The organism is Brachybacterium sp. AOP42-C2-15, assembly GCF_052377065.1.
Taxonomy (GTDB): domain Bacteria; phylum Actinomycetota; class Actinomycetes; order Actinomycetales; family Dermabacteraceae; genus Brachybacterium.
In genome coordinates, this window is the sequence record NZ_JBQSWK010000013.1 from 1 (window position 1) to 17,570 (window position 17,570).

A 17,570-nucleotide genomic window follows, 5' to 3' on the forward strand; every position below is an offset into this window, starting at 1 on the left:
CCCCCAGCTGTCCTCGCGTCCGATCGAGCGCCAGGAGATCGTCTCCGGCTGCTCCGCGACCGCTGCGGCGAATTCGTCGTCGACCTCGTCGAAGAGGGTCCGCTCGGAAGAGGCGACGGGGAAGACCGTGCCTGTCGTCTCCACCGGCACCAGCGCGACCTCGCGGCGGTCACCGCCTCCCTGCCCGCCCGAAGTCTGGACGAAGGCGCTCACAGCGTCCTGCTGCTGGGTGCTGGTGGCTCCTGAGACCTGCGTGAGGCTCTCGGTGAGATCACCCCTGACCTCGAGCGTCTCTTCGAGCACCCGGTCCCGGCGCTGCTCGTAGAGCCCGTCGGCGATCACCGAGGAGAGATAGGCGCCGACCACGAGCAACGCCACGACGGACAGCAGGGTGGTCACCAGCACGACCCGGAGGGCGAGCGGCCAGCTGCGCGGATCGACGTCGATCATCGACCGTCTCACCGGAGACGGGCCGCTGCCCTCGAGAGTGCTCACGACCATGCCGGTGCTCTCAGGATCCGCCCCCGGCGCGATATCCGACCCCGCGCACGGTCACCACGATCGCGGGGTTCTCCGGATCGTGCTCGATCTTCGAGCGCAGCCGCTGCACATGGACGTTGACCAGACGGGTGTCCGCGCTGTGGCGGTATCCCCAGACGTCGCGCAGCAGCACGTCACGGGTGAACACCTGCCACGGCTTGCGGGCGAGCTGGGTGAGCAGGTCGAACTCGAGCGGAGTCAGCGAGATCAGCTCGTCACCGCGGCGCACCTCATGACCGTCCACGTCGATGGTGAGATCACCGATCGCAAGCTGCTCGGTGGTGGGGGCCTCGACCCGCCGCACCCGGGCCTTGATCCGGGCGACCAGCTCCTCGGGTTCGAAGGGCTTGGTGAGATAGTCATCGGCCCCCGCCTCGAGGCCCTCGACCACATCTGCGGTGTCGGTGCGGGCGGTGAGCATGATGATCGGCACCCCGGATTCCCGGCGCAGCCGGCGGCACACCTCGATCCCGTCCATTCCGGGCAGCATGAGGTCGAGCAGGACCAGGTCAGGTCGCAGGCGTGGGAAGGTCTCCAGCGCGGAGGCTCCATCTGGTGAGGTCGCAACCTCGTAGCCCTTGCCGCGCAAGACGATGCCGACCATTTCGGCGATCGCTTGATCGTCATCGACCACGAGGATCCGTGAAGGCGTCGTCATGGGGATCATTGTGCCACCGCCGAGGGTCAGGAGCTGGGAGGCGGGGGCCAGGGGTGTCCGGAAGACGCGAGGTCTTCGACGTTCGTCGGATCAGCTGCGGTGCCCGCACTCCGTAGTGTCGGTCCTGGAGATCCGCTCCCACCCCGTCCGGACATGGCAACCGGCCGCACAGCACCCGCCAGCAGCAGCAGGAGGACCGATGAGCACGCAGTGGACCGCCCCGGGAGCACAGGGGTCCGGCGAGCCCTCCCCGCCGTCGTCCGCTGACGGCGGGCCGTTCGGGCCGCAGCCCACCGACGGCGCACCGGGCCAGCACTCCGCGCCGCCCTCGGGCGGGCCCCGTCGCGAGCTGGTCCAGGCGATGCCGCTGTTCCCGCTGCGGCCGCTGGGACTGGGCGAGGTGCTCGGAGCGGCGGTACGGATCTATCGGCTGCGCGCTCGCTCGGTGCTCGGCGTCGCCGCAGCCGTCTACGGCGTCGCCTTCGTGATCATGACCTTCGCGACCGGCGCGAGCATGGTCCCCATGATCGGTGACATGCAGGCCGTGTTCGAGGATCCCGAGACCACCACCACCGGGCTGGGATCGCTGCGCGACGTGGTGCTGATGGTCGTCTCGAGCGTGGTGACCATGATCGTCTCGCTCCTCTCCTCGGCGCTGGTGACCGTGGCGCTGACCCGCGTCGCGCTCGGAGAGGCCGTCGGCGATCACGTCTCGACCGCCGATATGTGGGCCACGATGCGCCGCCGCGGGCTGCCCGCCGTCGCGGTGGTCCTGCTGATCGGCCTGCTCAGCACGGTCGCCTTCGTGGTGCTGCTGGGCCTGGGGATGCTCCCGCTGATCCTGCTCCAGGAGGCGACGGCAGTGACCATCACGCTGCTGGTGATCGGCCTCGTCGCCGCGGTGCTGGCCTCGCTCTGGGTCTGGGCCCGCACGGTGCTCGCCATCCCCGCGCTCGTACTGGAGGAGGCCGGGGTGCTCGGCTCGCTCCGGCGCAGCTTCGCGATGACCCGCGGCCGTCGGCTCTGGCGAGTGCTGGGCACCACGCTCCTGCTGTACCTGCTCTACATGATCGCGGTGCAGGTCATCGTGGGCGTGTTCAGCACCATCGCCATGCTCGCCTACGTCGCCATCCTGCTGATCAGCTCGTTCGAGGCGATGCTGCTGGGCATGACCGTGCTGACGATCCTCTCGATGGTGGGCAGCTATGCGGCGACGTTCCTGCTGGCCCCGTTCCTCTCCGCCGGCTACGTGGCCGTCTATGCGGACAACCGGATGCGTCATGAGGCCTGGGACGTCGAGCTGACGCGCCGCGCCCGTGCGCACTGGGACGGGACCGGGATCCGGTGAACCCCGCCGCTCCCCCGCCCCTGGATCCCGACGAGGCACGCACCCGCGTCCTGGAAGAGCTCTCGAAGCCGGAGTACGACGACTCCCCCGGGTTCGTGGCCTGGGTGCTCAGCGCCCTCGAGAACTGGCTGATGAAGGTTCTCGACGGCATCGACGGCTCCTCGGCCACACAGGCGGGGATCGCCGTGCTGATCGTGGTGGCGCTGGTCGTGCTGGTGGTCCTCGTGCTGCGCCGCACCGGGCTGATCCGCCGCAGCCATGCCCTCTCCGTCGCGGCCGAGCTCGATGCGGAACCGGTGCTCAGCGGCGCCGAGCTGCGCGACGCGGCCAGGGCGGCGATCGGTGCGGGTCGCATCGACGACGGCACCGTGCTCGCGCTGCGCGGGCTGGTGCGCGATCTCGAGGAGCGCACCCTGCTGGATGTGTCCGCCGGGATGACCGCACACGAAGCTGCCGCCCACGCCGCCGCCCCGTTCCCCGAGCTGCGGGGGCGCCTGCAGCGCGGCGCAGATGCCTTCGACACCGCCGCCTATTCCCACCGCACCGTCGCCGTCAAGCAGGCGGATGACCTGCTGCGCCTGGCCGAGTACATCGCCGAGTCCGTGCCGGATCTGTCCGCCGTCGGCGACGAGGAGCCGGTCCGTGCACCGGTGACGGGAACGAGCACATGAGCCTCGGTCCCGCCCCCGCCCCGTCGGCACCTGCTGGCCCGTCGGCACCCGCTGACCCGTCGGCGCCCTCGGGAGCATCGCAACCGTCGAGAGCAACAGACCGGACAGGAGGCTCAGACCGTGCGGAGGGCCGACAGGCACGGTCCTCCCGCCGGCGCCCCTGGCTGACCGTCCTCATCGTGCTCGCGATGCTCGCCGCGATCCTGGCCTCGATCGCCCGCGGGTATTACCGGGACGGGCCGCTCGAGCCTGATGCTCCCACCGGTCAGGGCTCGAAGGCAGTGGTCCAGGTGCTCGGGAATCTCGGCGTCGACGTGGACGTTGACCGCCACACGGCCGACGCCGCAGAGGCGCTGCGCAACGGCCGCACCGTGCTGGTCACCGCCCCGCGGAGCCTCAGCGCCGACCAGCTGATGACCCTCGCCGAGGCCCATGAGGACGGGGACGGACGCCTGGTGCTGGTCGCCCCCGATCTGGTGACCCTCTCCTTCGTCTCTCCGGAGATCATGCCTTCGGGCGCGGTGCGGACCGAGACCCTGATCGAAGCCGGCCCCGGCTGCGGCGATCTCCAGCATCAGGCCGAAGCGGTCCTGGTCCCCGCGGCCGAGGAGGCGATCCGAGGTGCCGCGTCCCTGTACCGGGTCGCGGGCGACAGCGAGGGCAGCTCCTGCTTCAGCACCGAGCAGGGCTCGCTCGTGGCCGAGCATGAGGGGGTGGTCGTGCTGGGCAGCGCGGATCTGCTCACCAACGACACCCTGGGCCGGGCGGACAACTCCGCCCTGGTGCTGAACCTCCTCGGGGCCGAAGGCGAGCTGAGCTGGTACGTCCCCTCTGCGACCGATCCGATGGGCTCGACCTCGCAGACCCTGCTCGGCTATCTGCCGGACTGGGCGGGCCCGCTCCTGCTGTGGCTGCTGCTGATCGCGACCGTCGCGCTGGTGGCTCTCAGCCGACGATTCGGACCGGTCGTGGTCGAGCCGCTGCCGGTCACCGTCCGTCCCCAGGAGCTGGTCCTGGGCCGGGCCCGGCTGCTCCAGCAGTCCGGCAGCCGGCAGGCCGCCGCGACAGCGCTGCGATCGGCGACGGCGACCCGGCTCGCGAATCGTCTCGGGCTGCGCCGTGAATCCGCCCTCGACGGTCTGCTGGCTGCGCTCGCACCGCATGTGGACCGCTCCCCCGAGCAGCTGCGCACGCTGCTCGGACCCGCCCCCGTCACCAGCGACCAGGACCTCGTGCGCCTCGCACACGACCTCGACCATCTCGAGAAGGAGATCGACCGATGACTGACCCCACCCCGGGCGCCGTCCCGCCCGCCGCACCCACCACCACCGAGGTGCCCGGCGCCGGTCCTGATGTCGACCAGGACACCCGCGCCCAGCTCCAGCGCCTCTCCACCGAGATCCACAAGGGAGTGGTGGGGCAGGACGCGGCCGTGACCAGCCTGGTCGTGGCGCTGCTGTGCCGCGGGCACGTGCTGCTCGAGGGCGTACCGGGCGTCGCCAAGACGCTGCTGGTCCGCTCGCTGGCCGCAGCGCTCGATGTGCGGATGCGGCGCGTGCAGTTCACCCCTGACATGATGCCCGGCGACATCACCGGATCGCTCATCTACGACACCGCCACCAGCGATCTCGTCTTCCGCGAGGGCCCCGTCTTCACCAATCTGCTGCTGGCCGACGAGATCAACCGCACCCCGCCCAAGACGCAGTCCGCGCTGCTGGAGGCGATGGAGGAGCGGCAGGTGACCGTCGACGGGGCGAGCCGGCCGCTGCCCGACCCCTTCGTGGTGATCGCCACCCAGAACCCGATCGAGTTCGACGGCACCTACACCCTGCCCGAGGCCCAGCTGGACCGCTTCCTGCTCAAGGCCGTCATGCCGTTGCCGGAGCGGGAGGTCGAGGTGGACGTGCTGCGTCGCCACGCCGATGGCTTCGACACCACGGACCTCGCGGCGATGGGTCTGCGGGCAGTGGTGGACATCCCCTCCCTGCATCGCGCCCAGCGCGATGTCGCCGCGGTGGTGGCCGAGGATCCCGTGGTGCAGTACATCGTGGACGTGTGCCGGGCCACCCGTCGCTCCCCCAGCCTCACCCTCGGGGTCTCACCGCGCGGCGCGATCTCGCTCCTGCGCACCTCCCGGGCCTGGGCCTATCTCTCCGGGCGCGATTTCATCACGCCGGATGACGTCAAGACCATGGCCCTGTCCACGCTCTCCCACCGGGTGCGCCTGACGACCGAGGCCGAGCTCGAGGGCACCCAGGTCGAGGCCGTGCTCGCCGCGACCCTCGCCTCCGTGCCGGTACCCCGCTGAGGAAGGGCTGATGAGGATCTCGCTGACCCCGCGCGCGGCCCTGGTCGCGCTGCTCGCGCTGCCCGTGATCGTGCTCTGGCCCCAGTGGTGGGTGGTGCTGATCCTGGTGGCGCTGTGGGCGCTGGTGATCCTCGCCGATGCGTTCACGGCCCCGGACCCGCGCCGGATCCGGGTACGCCGCGAGGCGCCGACGCAGGTGCGGCTCGGCAACACCGTCCGCGGCAGACTGCTGCTGACGAACCCCACCTCACGCACCGCTCGGCTCGAGGTGCGCGATGCCTGGAACCCCACCGCCGGGCTCGACGCCCAGCGCTGCGCGCTCGACGTCCCCGCACAGGAACGACGGGCCGTCGCGCAGAGCTTCACCCCCACCCGCCGCGGAGAGCACAGCTCGCGCACGCTGCTGGTCGCTTCACGCGGCCCGCTGGGGCTGGCCCGGCGCACCACCGCGGTCGACACCCCGGGGCGGTTGCTGGCCCTGCATCCCTTCGGGTCACGCCGGCATCTGCCGTCGCGGGTCCAGCGGCTGCGCGAGCTCGAGGGGCTGGCGGCGATCCATCAGCGTGGGCAGGGGACCGAGTTCGACTCCCTGCGCGACTTCGTGGACGGGGACGATGTGCGCTCGATCGACTGGCGCGCCACCGCCCGTCGGCGCAGCGTGGTGGTGCGCACCTGGCGACCCGAACGGGATCGTCACGTGCTGATCGTGGTGGACACCTCGCGCACCTCGGCCGGCCGGCTCGGTGAGTCGACCCGGCTGGATGCGGCCTTCGACGCCGCGCTGCTGCTGACCGCGCTCGCGGGGCAGGCCGGTGACCGGGTGGATCTGATCTGCGTGGACCGCATCCCCCACCTGTCGGTGCTCGGCTCGACCCGCACCAAGGTCCTCCACGACATGGTCACCGCGACCGCTGCGGTGGATCCGGCGCTCGTGGAGACCGACTGGGAGCTCGCCGCGAGCACCATCGCAGAGCGCGCCCGTCGGGGCTCCCTGGTGGTGCTGCTGACCCCGGTCGAGCCCTCTGTGGTCCACACCGGGCTGCTGCCGGTGGCGGCCCGTCTGGCCAGGGACCATCCACTCGTGGTCGCCTCGGTCTCCGATCCGGCGCTCGAGGAGCTCGCCGCGGGCCGCGGCGATCTGGAGTCCGTGTATCTCGCGGCGGCGGCAGAGCAGGCCCGCGCCGAGCGATCGGGCGTCTCTCACGCCCTCGAGCGGGTCGGCGCGCATGTGGTCGATGCCCCGCCGGATCGGGCCCCCCAGGCTCTGGCGGATGCCTATCTCGCCCTGAAGGCCGCTGGAAAGCTCTGAGCCGTGCGCCGTCCCCCTCCGGGCATCACCGGAGGGGGCGCCGCGGCTCAGGGCCGACGGGCGAGGACGCGGTAGGTGTGCCAGTGCTTCGGGCCGCTGAACGAGCGTCCATCGCGTTCCTCCTCGACCAGCTCGAGCACCTCGAGCCCGTCCAGCAGGGCCTCGACCTCCGGCCGGGTCAGGAAGGTGCCGTCCGTCCCTGCCCAGTCGTCACGTTCTCCGAAGAGGTCCACGGCCAGGATCCCCCGCGCTCGCAGCCCGGCCCTCATGACGTCCCACAGCGTGTCGAAGGACCCGCGCGGCAGGAAGGGCAGGGAGGCGCAGGCCAGGATCAGATCGGCCCCGGGCAGTTCACGGAGCTGCGAGAGGTCGAGGATCTCGGCGTGCACCGGCAGCTCGGCGGCGAGCTCCTCGAGGGCGCCGCTCACGCTCGGGTCCACGTCATAGGCGTGGACCGTGAATCCGTTCTCGGCGAGGAATCGTGCTTCGATGCCGCGACCGCATCCGAGCTCGACAGCGACCGGTCGATCTCTCCCGGCGGTGGGATCGTTCCCCGAGGTGGGCTCATTCCCGCCGGGGAGCTCCTCCGCCGCGTCGCTATGGGCGAGGGCGACGGCCCGCTGAGCGAGCGGGCGCACCGCTCGCTCGGCCTGGGCCGCGTTGTACTCGGAGAAGTCACGGTCGGAGTGGCTGCGTTGCACGGCACTGAGCGTAGTGGATCCCCGCAGCCGGATGTCTCCGTTCAGCCGGCGGTCGCGAGGTGGTCGCCGACCAGCTCCGCGGAGAGATCCCCGGTGATGCCGGCGCGATGCACCTGGCGGCCACGGCCCAGCATGAACACCATGAAGGCCAGCCAGGCCGCCGCGCCGATGCCGATCCGCACCGCGGGCGGCAGGGTGCTCGGGGTCACGAAGGCTTCGATGAATCCTGAGACCAGCAGCACGGGCACCAGCCCGATCGCGACGGTCACCAAGGCGCGCGCGGATCGTGAGAGCGCCCAGAGCCGCGGCACCGGGCCCGGCCGTACCCAGGCCCAGAAGGTGCGCAGTCCGGCACCGGCGCCGACCAGCACCGAGGTGATCTCGAGCAGTCCGTGCGGAAGGATATAGATGAAGAAGGTGTCCAGCCCCCCGTAGGCACCCATCACCCCTGCGGACAGGCCGACGTTCAGCCCGTTCTGCACCAGCATGATCACCGGCCAGAATCCGGTGACGCCGAAGACCACCGCCTGGACCGTGATCCAGGCATTGTTCGTCCACACCTGGGCGGCGAATCCCGAGGCCTCGCCCTGGAAGTAGTAGCTGACGAATTCATGCTGTGCGAGGGAGCGCTGCGCCGCCTCGGGCACCACCAGCCCTCTCGCCGTGGCGTCGAATCCGAAGTAGAAGCCCGTCACCAGGGCCGAGACCAGGAAGAGCCCGGCCGCCAGGGCCACCGTCCACCGCGCCTCGTAGAGCGCCGCGGGCAGGTCCTCCCAGAAGAAGGTGCGGGCGTGCTTCCACAGCGGGATGCGGGCGCCGGTGATCCGCAGTCTCGCGCGGTGCACCAGCAGGGAGAGACGGGAGATCAATGCCGGGTCGGGGTTGGTGGAGCGGACGGTCGACAGGTGGGTGGAGGTCTCCTGATAGAGGGAGAGCAGCTCGTCGATTCCGGCCGCGTCGAGGTGCCGGCTCCGGGAGAGCTCCTGGAGCCGGTCCCACTGCTGTCGGTGCACGGCGATGAAGGCGTCGGTGTCCACGCTCTCAGGGTAGGGTCCCGCGGGGCTCGGGACCGCCGACGAAAGTCGGAGGCCAGGGCGTCGTAAGCCGACGGTCGGCGCTGACCTCCACGCCGCTGCGGTGTCAGGATGGGGCCATGGCAACCATGGGAACCACAGCGACGGTCTCCCCCGTCGATCGCGATGCCCTGATCACCGGAGACGCTGTGCTGCTGGACCTGCGCACGGCATCCTTCGCGACCCGCATGCTCTCCGCCGTGATCGACGGGGTGCTCCAGCTCGCGATCCTGGTGGGGGGCACCATCGCGATGGCCTGGCTCGCAGCCCGTGCCGAGCTCGATGACGGCATGGTCGTCGCCGCGGTGCTGGTGATGTCGGTGCTCGCGTACGTCGGCTACCCGGTGCTGTGCGAGCTGCTGCTGCGGGGCCGTTCGGTGGGCCGCCTGGCCATGGGGACCAGGGTGGTGCGTGATGACGGCGGGCCCGTCCACGTGCGCCAATCGCTGATCCGCGCGGTGATGGCGATGCTCGAGATCTGGTCGACCTCCGGGGCGATCGCACTGACCTGCTCGGTCATCGACCGCCGGTCACGGCGGGTGGGCGATCTGCTGGCCGGCACCATGGTGATCCAGGAGCGGATGCGTGACCGCACTCCCCAGCGCGTCGAGGTGCCCGCCTCGCTGCAGGACTGGGTGCAGGGGGCGGACGTCGGGCGCCTGCCGGTCACGCTGATGCAGGATGTCCGCTCGTTCCTGCCCAGGGCGTCCACCATCAATCCGGAGTCCCGCCGTCAGCTCTCCCGGGAGCTGCTGCGGCGGACCCTGCCGCACGTCGCCCCGGCGCCACCGCCGGGCACCGACCCGGAGTCATTCCTCACCGCGGTGCTCGCCGAACGGTCCCGCCGTGACGAGCAGCGCCTGCGACGCAACCAGGAGTGGCAGCGCGAGCTGTCCGCCGAGGTCCGAGCCGTGCCGTTCAGCGCCTGACCGACACCCATCGGGAGCCGGCCCGCGGACCGTCTCGCTCGCGGCGCTGCTGCGGGGGCAGCGGCGCCGTCGATGCTCAGCTCAGCTGCGCGCAGGCTCCTGCGCCGTCGGCTCCTGCTGGCGCCCGGCGATGAGCACCGGGATCCCGCCCTCGACCGGGTGGACGCGCGTGCAGCTGCTGCACTGCATCGCCCGCTCCACATCACGCAGCTTTCCGCCGCAGTCCGGGCAGCGCAGGATCGCGCGCACCCAGCTGGGCACATCCGCGCCGCTCGCTCCCGCTGCAAGGACCATGGAGCCCGCTCCCTCTCGATCTGAAGCCGCCGACGTCCCGTCGCTGCCGGTACCGTCGGAGCTCGACGCCGCAGACCCGTCGACCAGGCCTCGAGCCGTGCCTGAGACCGTGCCGGGGGTCGCGCCCTCGACGAGGTCGTCCTCGTGCACGAGCGCAAGGATCTCGTCCCGGATCCGGATCATGGTGATCTCCCGCTCTGCCTCGACGTTCAACCGCAGCAGTGCCTCGGTGTGGGAGGAGCGCAGGGAGAACCACCAGCGATCCTCGACTGCCAGCTCCTGGTCCCAGTGCTCGACGGTGAGTCCATCGAGATCATCGATGCGCGCGCCGGGCAGCGCGGTCATGTGGTCGCGCACCCGATCACGAGCCGCTGCGGCGTCGTCGACCCGGCGATTGATCTCGCCGCTCGCGGCGTAGGGGTCGTGCGCCGCGACCACTGCGGAGAAGGGCGCGTCGGATTCCGAGAGGGCGGCCAGCACATGAAGTGCGGCGAGCATCCCGGAATCAGCGAAGAAGAAGTCCCGGAAGTAGTAGTGAGCGGAGTGCTCACCGCCGAACACCGCATTGCGCTCGGCCATGATCGCCTTGATCAGCGCATGGCCGACGGGCGTGCGGACGGGCTCTCCCCCGGCCTCACGGACGGCCTCTGCCACGTGGCGTGAGGAGACCAGGTTCGCGATCACTGCCGGGCGCTCCTCGCCGGCGGCACGGGCACGGGCGATCTCGCGCTGGGCGATCAGGGCGGTGATCGCCGAGGGCGGCACCGGCACCCCGTTCTCGTCCAGCACCACGCAGCGATCGGCATCGCCGTCGAAGGCGAGGCCGAGGTCCGCACCCTCACGGAGCACCGCGTTCTGCAGGTCAACCAGATTCTCCGGACGCAGCGGATCGGCGGGGTGGTGGGGGAAGCTGCCGTCGAGCTCGAAATGGAGCTCGATCAGTTCGATCTGGGGAAGCACTCCGAGCACCGCGGGTGCGGTGTGTCCGGCCATTGCGGAGGCCGCATCGACCACCACCCGCAGCCGACGGGTCCCGGTCAGGGGCACCAGCTCGTGGAGGGTGGCGGCGTAGTCGGCGAGGGTGTCGATGCCCTCGGAGCGGCCTTCTCCGTGCGTCGGGATCTCGCCCGCCTCGAGGTAGGCCTCGGCGCCGCGGCGGATCTCGTCGAGACCGGTGTCCCGTCCCACCGGACGGGCGCCGGGGAGGCACAGCTTCATTCCGTTGTCTGCCGCCGGGTTGTGGGAGGCCGTGATCATCACGCCGGCCGCACGATGCAGTCCTGAGGCGCAGTAGAGCTGATCGGTCGAGGACAGGCCCGCATCGGCGACGATCGCGCCTCGGCGCACTGCGCCCTCGATCACGGCGCGGGAGAGCTCCGGAGAGCTCAGGCGCATGTCGTGGGCGACGATCAGCTCGGGGTCGTCCAGGAAGTCTGCGAAGGCGGCACCGAAGGCGCGTGCGATCTCGACCGTGAACTCCTCGCCCGCCACGCCGCGCACATCATTGGTCTTGACGATGCCGGCGAGGTCATGGACGGCGGCTGAGGACGGGGTTCGACGGCTGTTCGGCTCAGTCATCGGCTCAGTCATTTGTGCTCCTGACCACATGCAGGTGGCGGGCGGGAGCCGCACCACGGGACGGCGTGTCACGGGAGCTGCGGGCGGTCCCGCGCGACGAGGTCGGGGCCGGCTCGGAGCTCGCCTGCTGGGGACGCACGGCGTCGGCCAGCGCGACCAGGTCGTCGCTGACCACTTCGGCGCCAGGCACCCTCAGCAGCTCCCAGCCGCGGGGCGCGGTCATCCGGGTCGCATGCTCGCGGCAGAGGTCGTAGGCGTGGGGCTCGCTGGTCCTGGACAGGGGGCCGAGCACCGCCGTCGAGTCCTCGTATACGAAGGTCAACGAACTGACGGCTGGCCTGGAGCAGGCGGTCCGGGAGCATTCACGAGCAGGCACGTCCAGCAGTGTACGCAGGTGGCTCGACTGCCGGTGGAGGGCGCGCCCTGATACCGCGGCGCGGGCCGCCCATCCTCGGGCAGGACGGGAACTAGAGTGCGATCCATGGATGTCGAGCCGCTTCTCCCCGGACCTCCGGCCCCTCGTCAGGGTCCGCGCCGCCGCGATCGCCGCGGCCGCGGGAGGCGCTGGGACCTGATCCCGCCCCACCTGCCCGGCTACCGCACCCGCCGGGATCGTTTCGACGATCTCGTCACCGACGCCGGGGCGATGCTCGCCGAGCGGTTCCCGCGCCGCTTGGCGCATATGCAGGTGCTGGTCGAGGAGGTGCCACCGGCCGATCCTGCCCCCTGGGAGGAGGCGACGGTGCTGCTCGGAAGGGTGATCCCGCCCTCACGCAGCAACCCTGCCCGGGTCATCGTCTACCGACGACCGCTGCAGACCCGCTGCGCCGACGAGGCTGAGCTGGAGATGCTGGTGCGTCAGGTGCTGTCCGAGCAGATCGGCTCGCTGCTGAACATCCCGCCCGAGGATGTGGATCCCGAGGCCTGGAGCGCGTGATCCGGGAGCCATGCTCAGTGCACAGTGCACAGTGCTCAGTGCTCAGTGCTCAGTGCTCAGTGCTCAGTGCTCCGCACTCCGTGAGCTGACCAGCTCGGGTCATTCCGCCAGGCGCACCACGACCGGCTCCCCGCCGCCCTGGTCGGAGAGCACCGGGACGGAGGACAGCAGCACACCCCCGGCACCGTCGTCAGCTCGTTGCATCCAGCTCGCATGCACTGCTCCGGGCACCTCCGGGACCACGCTGAGCGCGGCCGCCGAGCCGCCGCCGATCTGCAGCTGCTCCGCGGTGACCGTCGTGGTCGAGCCGGTGTTCACGGCGACGTCCACGGGGTCACCGGCGGATCCGTCGGCCGCGATCGGCACCACGGTGACCGCGGAGTCCGCGGTGCCGATCAGAGTGAGCTCACCGGCACCGGCCTGGATCGGTAGGGCGCTCATACCGTGGGAGCGCAGTGCGGGAGCAGGGGCCACCAGTGTGAAGTCGACCGGGGCGCCGACGGTGTCCCCGGGCAGGTCCTTCCCCGTGCGGACGCTGCGGGTGACCGCGGCGATGGGGTCTGCGGCGCGGACGCTCACGGCATAGGTGCCGTCGGGCAGTCCGTCCAGCGTGGTGCGCAGCACAGTGCCGGCAGGAATCTCGATCTCCTCGAGGGCAGGGATCTCGAGTGCGCCCTCGGCACCGTGCACCTCGACCGTGGCCGTGGTGTCCACGCCCTGGGGGTTTGCGAGCACCAGCGTGGGCGGTGTCCCGGCGACGTCCACCCCAGGCATCTGCAGCTCGGTCGACGCGGCGGGCAGGGGCGAGAGGATCTCGGCGCCGCCGGGGGTGAGCCCGTCACGCTCGGTGGTCTGGACGTGCATCGCCAGCGGTGAGCCGAGCACGGAGACGTCCACCCCGACAGCGGCCTGACCGGCGGCGATGGATTCGAGCAGCACTCGTTCCTCCGCCCCCGGGGCCACGACGACCTGGCTGCGTCCCTCCATCGCGGCGGGCCCCTCCTCGGTCCACAGCTGCACCGAAGCGGTGGCGGGACGCTCGGTCGGGTTGTGGAGCACCAGCACGGAGCTGTCCCCGGTGTCGGTCGACATCCCGAGGAACCTCGCCTCGGTCGCAGGCTCGGCGCAGCGGGAGACCGCGAGCGAGCGGTAGTCCCCGCTGGAGGTGATCGTGGATTGGAGGGTGTCCGTCACCGGTCGCCCGTCCTCGGAGGTCGCCGAGGTGACGTGGGGGGTCCCCTCGGCCGCCGGCAGGTCCAGCACGGAGACCCCGATGTCCTGGGAGACGGGCTGGTCCCCCAGATCGGTGCCGTCGGCGCCGCGGGCGGTGATCGAGGGGGCGCGGACGGATCCGTCGTCCTCCTGCTGCGTGGTGGAACCGCTGACGGTGCCGAACAGGACCGATGAGCCGGGTTCGATGGACGTCGTGCGCAGGGAGATCGCGGTGCTGGGAGGGGTCACGGCGAGCTCGCTGTCCGGTCCGCTGTCCAGGAGCTCTTCGGGCAGCAGCAGCGGTCCCTGGCACCAGCGGGTGCTGGCGCCGGGTTCCGACTCGACCGTCGCGCGCTGCACGGACGGGACGTCCTCCCAGGGAGCGGTGGCCAGCGCGCCGGCGGCCAGGGCGAGCGGCACCACGGCGGCCAGGGACAGCAGGACCCTGGCCGCGCTCCGGCGCGGGTGCTCCGGCACCGGCTGCTCCCCGTGCTCGTCCAGCAGGGCGCGCTCGTCGAGCGTCGGGTGCTCAGCCATACATCTCCTCAGCCGTGCGGGTGCGGACCCGCCAGGGGATCGCCAGCAGTGCGGTGAGCGCGGTCGCGCCGTAGAGCAGGAGCCGCCAGAGCAGCAGCAGCGGCTGCTCCCGGTGCACATCGATCTCGCCCTCGGCTCCTGCGGGCACCACGAACCCCTGCGCCCAGCCGTCGATCTCGACGGGGGCGAGTTCGTCACCGTCGAGGTTCGCCCGCCAGTCGGTGTCGAAGCGCTCGGAGAGGACCACGGTGCGCTCGACGTCCTCGGCGGGGATCGTCCCCGACGCCTCGATCACCTCGCTGGCCAGGGGCAGCGGGGCCGCGCCGCCCGCGACCAGTGCCCGCGGCGCGGCATCGACCACTCGCCACAGACCGCCCCGTGAGCTCTCGGTGACCTTCTCGAGCTGGGTGGAGCTGTCCAGGGTGCGCATCAGCTCCTGCTGCTGGGCCGGATCGCCCGGGACCACGACATAGGCGATGGCGAGATGGGCGACGGCCTGGTCCTCGGCGTCCATGCTTGCCTGACTCCCGCCACCGGAGAGCATCCCGGCGACCGTCTCGCGCAGCGCTGCGGAGGCGGGATCGTCATCGACGGCCCTGCCTGCCTGCACGGTGGCGACGTCCCGGGCGTCGGCGATCACGGCGTGCTGGATGACGGTGTCCCCGCCGTGCACAACCAGCTCGGCGCGGACGGCGCCGTCGTCCTCCCCGGTGAGGACCAGCACGCGGGCGCGGGCGTCGGTGCGGCCCTGGTCCGCAGCTGCGGCCGGAACCTGCCCTCGTGCGGTCCGCTCCAGCTGCAGCTGGCCGGGCAGCACCAGCGTCCAGCCGATGACGGTCGCGAGGCAGGCGAGGGCCACGACTGTGCCGATGAGTCCGGTGGCCGCGCGCCGAAGGCGGGAATCATGCGCCTCCCTGCGCGCGAGGCCGTCGAAGGTGGCAGCCGCGCCGATCGCCAGGGCCAGCAGGATGACGCTGAGCAGTGCGTGCAGCGGTGGCGTGACCAGGTGCCCGGCTGCTGCACCGGTCCAGGTGCTTCGGGCCAGGAGCACCGTCAGCAGGCCGAGTGCGGCCAGCAGCACGCTGAAGCGTCCGGCACGTCCAGCGGCGCCGGCCAGCAGCGGGGCGCAGAGTGCGGCGAGCGCGACCGGGGCGACGGGCAGCAGCGGAAGCAGCAGCGCCGCGGTCTCCCCCACCAACGGGATCAACACTCCCTGGACCTGGGGAGCGACCGGCCAGAGCCCCGCCAGATCGAGGGTCGAAGCGGTCCCTCCCGTGGGCGGGACCCCCGCCACCGCCAGCAGCGTTCGGGGATCGCCGAGATAGCTCGGGAGGTAGGGGGCGTGCAGGGCGAGGGACGGCAGCAGCACCCAGAGCAGACGGCGCCGCCGGCCGGGGACGGCGATCGCGATCAGCGCCAGTGCTGCCGCGGCGAGCAGCACCAGCACGGGCTGGACCGCTCCGATCACCAGCAGCAGCAGCCCGCCCGCAGCGGCGGCGGACGTGCTGGCCTGCGAGACCTTGTGCGGCAGTCCGATGGCGCGGCCGAGGGCCAGAGCGAGCAGCGGGAGCAGCATGTGCACCAGCAGCAGCGGCCAGGCCCCGACCGCGAGCGCGGTCAGGAGGGACGGTGCCAGGGCCCACACGGTGGTGATCACCAGGCGGGCGCCGACAGCGCGGGTGATGGCGCCGGAGGCCCACCACGCCAGCAGGGCGCTGATCGGTACTGCGGCGAGGACCAGGACCTCGATCAGCAGCCCCCCGCCGAGAGGGAGATGCCCCAGCAGCCTGATGAGGGTGTCACCAGGCCCACGCTCTCCGAGCCCGCCGGGGATCCAGCTCGACCAGGCCGCGGCCCAGAGGGCATCCCAGCTCTCGGGCAGCGGGCGCAGCCCGGGGCCGGCGAGCTCCCCGCGGCCGAAGAGGCCTCGCAGGGCGAACAGCCCGAGGACCGCCGCCGCGAGACCGACCACGCCGGTCCACACGATGTGACGGCCGTAGTCGGCATCCTCGAGTCCGTGCCGGGTCCCAGCGATCCCCCAGGTGGTGTACCGGATCCGTCGGCGCCGGTCGTCGTCTGCGAACAGCCGGCTCCAGGTGTCGTCGACCCACCGCCGCATTCCCTCGCCGCGCGGCAGGTAGAGCGGGGCCAGGCGCCCGCGCGGCACCCGCGACCGGCGCCGGTCCTTCCGCCCGCGGGCGAGAACACGGCGCACCCGCGGCAGGACCGCCAGCGCGGCACGCAGCTCCATCAGCGCGAGGCGCGGAGCGGACGCGGCGACCGCGCCGAGCATCCGCAGCAGCGTCTCCAGAGGCAGCAGCACCAGGGTGAGCAGGGCGTGGACCAGCCGACGCTGCTTGAGCAGCGTGAGCACCTGCCCGGTGCGCTGCTCCTGGAGGCGCTCGAGCAGGGGGCGGGTGGGAGAGGGGTGCAGCACCCGGGCGGAGGCCTGGACCGCGACCCGCTCGCCGGACCGCCAGATGCGCCGGCACAGGTCGATCTCGGCCCAGGGCGCGGGCAGATCAGGGTCGAGGCCGCCCACCTCCCGCAGGGTCAGCTCACGGACCAGCATGCCCGGCAGCGGGACCGCGAGGACGTCCTGGCGCCAGTCGGCCTGTCCCTGATCGATCTCGCCGGGGTCGACCCCGGTGATGATCCGGCCTCCATGGGTGAGGGTCAGGCCGACGTCCACGAGGGCATCCGCGCTCTCGGCGGTCAGGGGCAGCTCGTCCCCGTTCTCCACCTGGCGTACGCGCTTCGCGCCGATCGCCGCAGTGTTCGGCGAGCGCTCGACCACTTCCAGCTGATGCTCGAGGGCGTCGAGGCTTGGCGTCGCGCCATCGACCACGAACCAGAGCCAGGACTCGCTGGCCGCGCCCTCAGCGGCCGCGACGCGACGGCCTGTCCGGGAGGTCTCCTCGCGGAGGCGCAGAGGAACCCGGGCGAGGTCCTCGGCCTGCTGGGTGCGTTCACGCTCGACGGCGGCGCTGTCGACCGCGCGGGCGCGGCGTCTGCTGGGCCGCGCTGCCTTCTCGCTGCTCTCGGGGATTCCTCGGGGCTCTGCGTCACTTCCGGGTGCCGCGTCGCGGTGGGAGAGGTCGTCGTTGCTGTGGGAATCGTCGCCGCTGTGGGAGTGGTCGCCGCTGTGGGAGTCGCCGCCGCGGGAGTCTGTGCGGTCGCGGGAGTCTGTGCGGTCGCGCGAATCGGTGTCGCGGGCGAGGAGCGCGAGGGTCTCACGGACCGTCCCGGCGCGGTTGAGCGCGCCAGAGACGGGCAGGATCTCATCGATCGTGCCGTCACCGAGGTCCCTCGCGACAGCGTCGCCGACCTCCTCGGCAAGATCCGACGGGGCGACCACCACGATCCGATCGGCCTGACGGGACTGCGCCGTCAGCGCGGTGCGCAGCGCGTCATGGGTGCGCGGGGTCGTCGTCCCGCTCAGCAGGACGACCGCGGTGATGTGACGGTCGCTCAC

Annotated in this window: 14 protein-coding genes and 1 pseudogene; 7 read left to right on the plus strand and 8 right to left on the minus strand. The window is 71.8% G+C overall.

Annotation, left to right across the window (positions count from 1 at the left end; translation table 11 throughout):
* Positions 1-450: pseudogene (locus ACT3SQ_RS08925) on the minus strand (MtrAB system histidine kinase MtrB); the annotation flags it as partial.
* Between the two features lie 61 nt (positions 451-511).
* Positions 512-1,207, minus strand: coding sequence for an MtrAB system response regulator MtrA (gene mtrA, locus ACT3SQ_RS08930; protein WP_441443282.1), 696 nt, complete (start codon positions 1,205-1,207; stop codon positions 512-514).
* A gap of 190 nt (positions 1,208-1,397) precedes the next feature.
* Between mtrA and ACT3SQ_RS08935 the strand changes: the two genes are divergently transcribed.
* The 5 genes from ACT3SQ_RS08935 to ACT3SQ_RS08955 all read left to right on the plus strand — a co-directional run bounded on the left by ACT3SQ_RS08935 (position 1,398) and on the right by ACT3SQ_RS08955 (position 6,834).
* The gene (locus tag ACT3SQ_RS08935; protein WP_444601063.1) at positions 1,398-2,546 is read left to right on the plus strand and encodes a glycerophosphoryl diester phosphodiesterase membrane domain-containing protein; all 1,149 of its coding nucleotides are present in this window, start codon (positions 1,398-1,400) and stop codon (positions 2,544-2,546) included.
* Positions 2,543-3,217 carry a DUF4129 domain-containing protein gene (locus ACT3SQ_RS08940; protein ID WP_441443284.1) on the plus strand — a complete coding sequence of 225 codons (675 nt, stop codon included), beginning with the start codon at positions 2,543-2,545 and terminating at the stop codon, positions 3,215-3,217. Before ACT3SQ_RS08935 ends, ACT3SQ_RS08940 begins: the two co-directional genes overlap by 4 nt.
* A gap of 188 nt (positions 3,218-3,405) precedes the next feature.
* The gene (locus ACT3SQ_RS08945; protein ID WP_441443344.1) at positions 3,406-4,500 is read left to right on the plus strand and encodes a DUF4350 domain-containing protein; all 1,095 of its coding nucleotides are present in this window, start codon (positions 3,406-3,408) and stop codon (positions 4,498-4,500) included.
* Positions 4,497-5,525, plus strand: a complete 1,029-nt coding sequence (locus ACT3SQ_RS08950; RefSeq protein ID WP_441443285.1) for an AAA family ATPase — start codon at positions 4,497-4,499, stop codon at positions 5,523-5,525. The genes ACT3SQ_RS08945 and ACT3SQ_RS08950 overlap by 4 nt, the downstream gene beginning before the upstream one ends.
* 10 nt (positions 5,526-5,535) lie before the next feature.
* Entirely contained in the window at positions 5,536-6,834 is a 1,299-nt protein-coding gene (locus ACT3SQ_RS08955) for a DUF58 domain-containing protein (RefSeq protein ID WP_442332194.1), read from the plus strand.
* Positions 6,835-6,881: 47 nt separating this feature from the next.
* Here the strand turns inward: ACT3SQ_RS08955 and ACT3SQ_RS08960 are convergent, their stop codons facing one another.
* A complete protein-coding gene (locus ACT3SQ_RS08960) occupies positions 6,882-7,535 on the minus strand; it encodes a class I SAM-dependent methyltransferase (protein ID WP_441443287.1) in 654 nt (217 codons plus the stop codon).
* Positions 7,536-7,576: 41 nt separating this feature from the next.
* Positions 7,577-8,572, minus strand: a complete 996-nt coding sequence (locus ACT3SQ_RS08965; RefSeq protein ID WP_441443288.1) for a stage II sporulation protein M — start codon at positions 8,570-8,572, stop codon at positions 7,577-7,579.
* A gap of 116 nt (positions 8,573-8,688) precedes the next feature.
* On the opposite strand from ACT3SQ_RS08965, the gene ACT3SQ_RS08970 reads away from it, so the two are divergent.
* A complete protein-coding gene (locus tag ACT3SQ_RS08970) occupies positions 8,689-9,537 on the plus strand; it encodes an RDD family protein (protein ID WP_444601064.1) in 849 nt (282 codons plus the stop codon).
* Between the two features lie 81 nt (positions 9,538-9,618).
* On the opposite strand, the gene ACT3SQ_RS08975 is transcribed toward ACT3SQ_RS08970, so the two are convergent.
* Positions 9,619-11,421, minus strand: a complete 1,803-nt coding sequence (locus tag ACT3SQ_RS08975) for a phosphomannomutase/phosphoglucomutase (RefSeq protein WP_444601065.1) — start codon at positions 11,419-11,421, stop codon at positions 9,619-9,621.
* On the minus strand, positions 11,414-11,731 hold the full coding sequence (locus tag ACT3SQ_RS08980; protein ID WP_442332192.1) for a DUF3499 family protein: 318 nt from the start codon (positions 11,729-11,731) through the stop codon (positions 11,414-11,416). Before ACT3SQ_RS08980 ends, ACT3SQ_RS08975 begins: the two co-directional genes overlap by 8 nt.
* 159 nt (positions 11,732-11,890) lie before the next feature.
* On the opposite strand from ACT3SQ_RS08980, the gene ACT3SQ_RS08985 reads away from it, so the two are divergent.
* Positions 11,891-12,346: a metallopeptidase family protein gene (locus tag ACT3SQ_RS08985; protein ID WP_442332191.1), complete on the plus strand. Its 456-nt coding sequence runs from the start codon at positions 11,891-11,893 to the stop codon at positions 12,344-12,346.
* Between the two features lie 99 nt (positions 12,347-12,445).
* Here the strand turns inward: ACT3SQ_RS08985 and ACT3SQ_RS08990 are convergent, their stop codons facing one another.
* Positions 12,446-14,095, minus strand: coding sequence for a DUF5719 family protein (locus ACT3SQ_RS08990; protein WP_444601066.1), 1,650 nt, complete (start codon positions 14,093-14,095; stop codon positions 12,446-12,448).
* Positions 14,088-17,570 carry a hypothetical protein gene (locus ACT3SQ_RS08995; RefSeq protein ID WP_444601067.1) on the minus strand — a complete coding sequence of 1,161 codons (3,483 nt, stop codon included), beginning with the start codon at positions 17,568-17,570 and terminating at the stop codon, positions 14,088-14,090. Before ACT3SQ_RS08995 ends, ACT3SQ_RS08990 begins: the two co-directional genes overlap by 8 nt.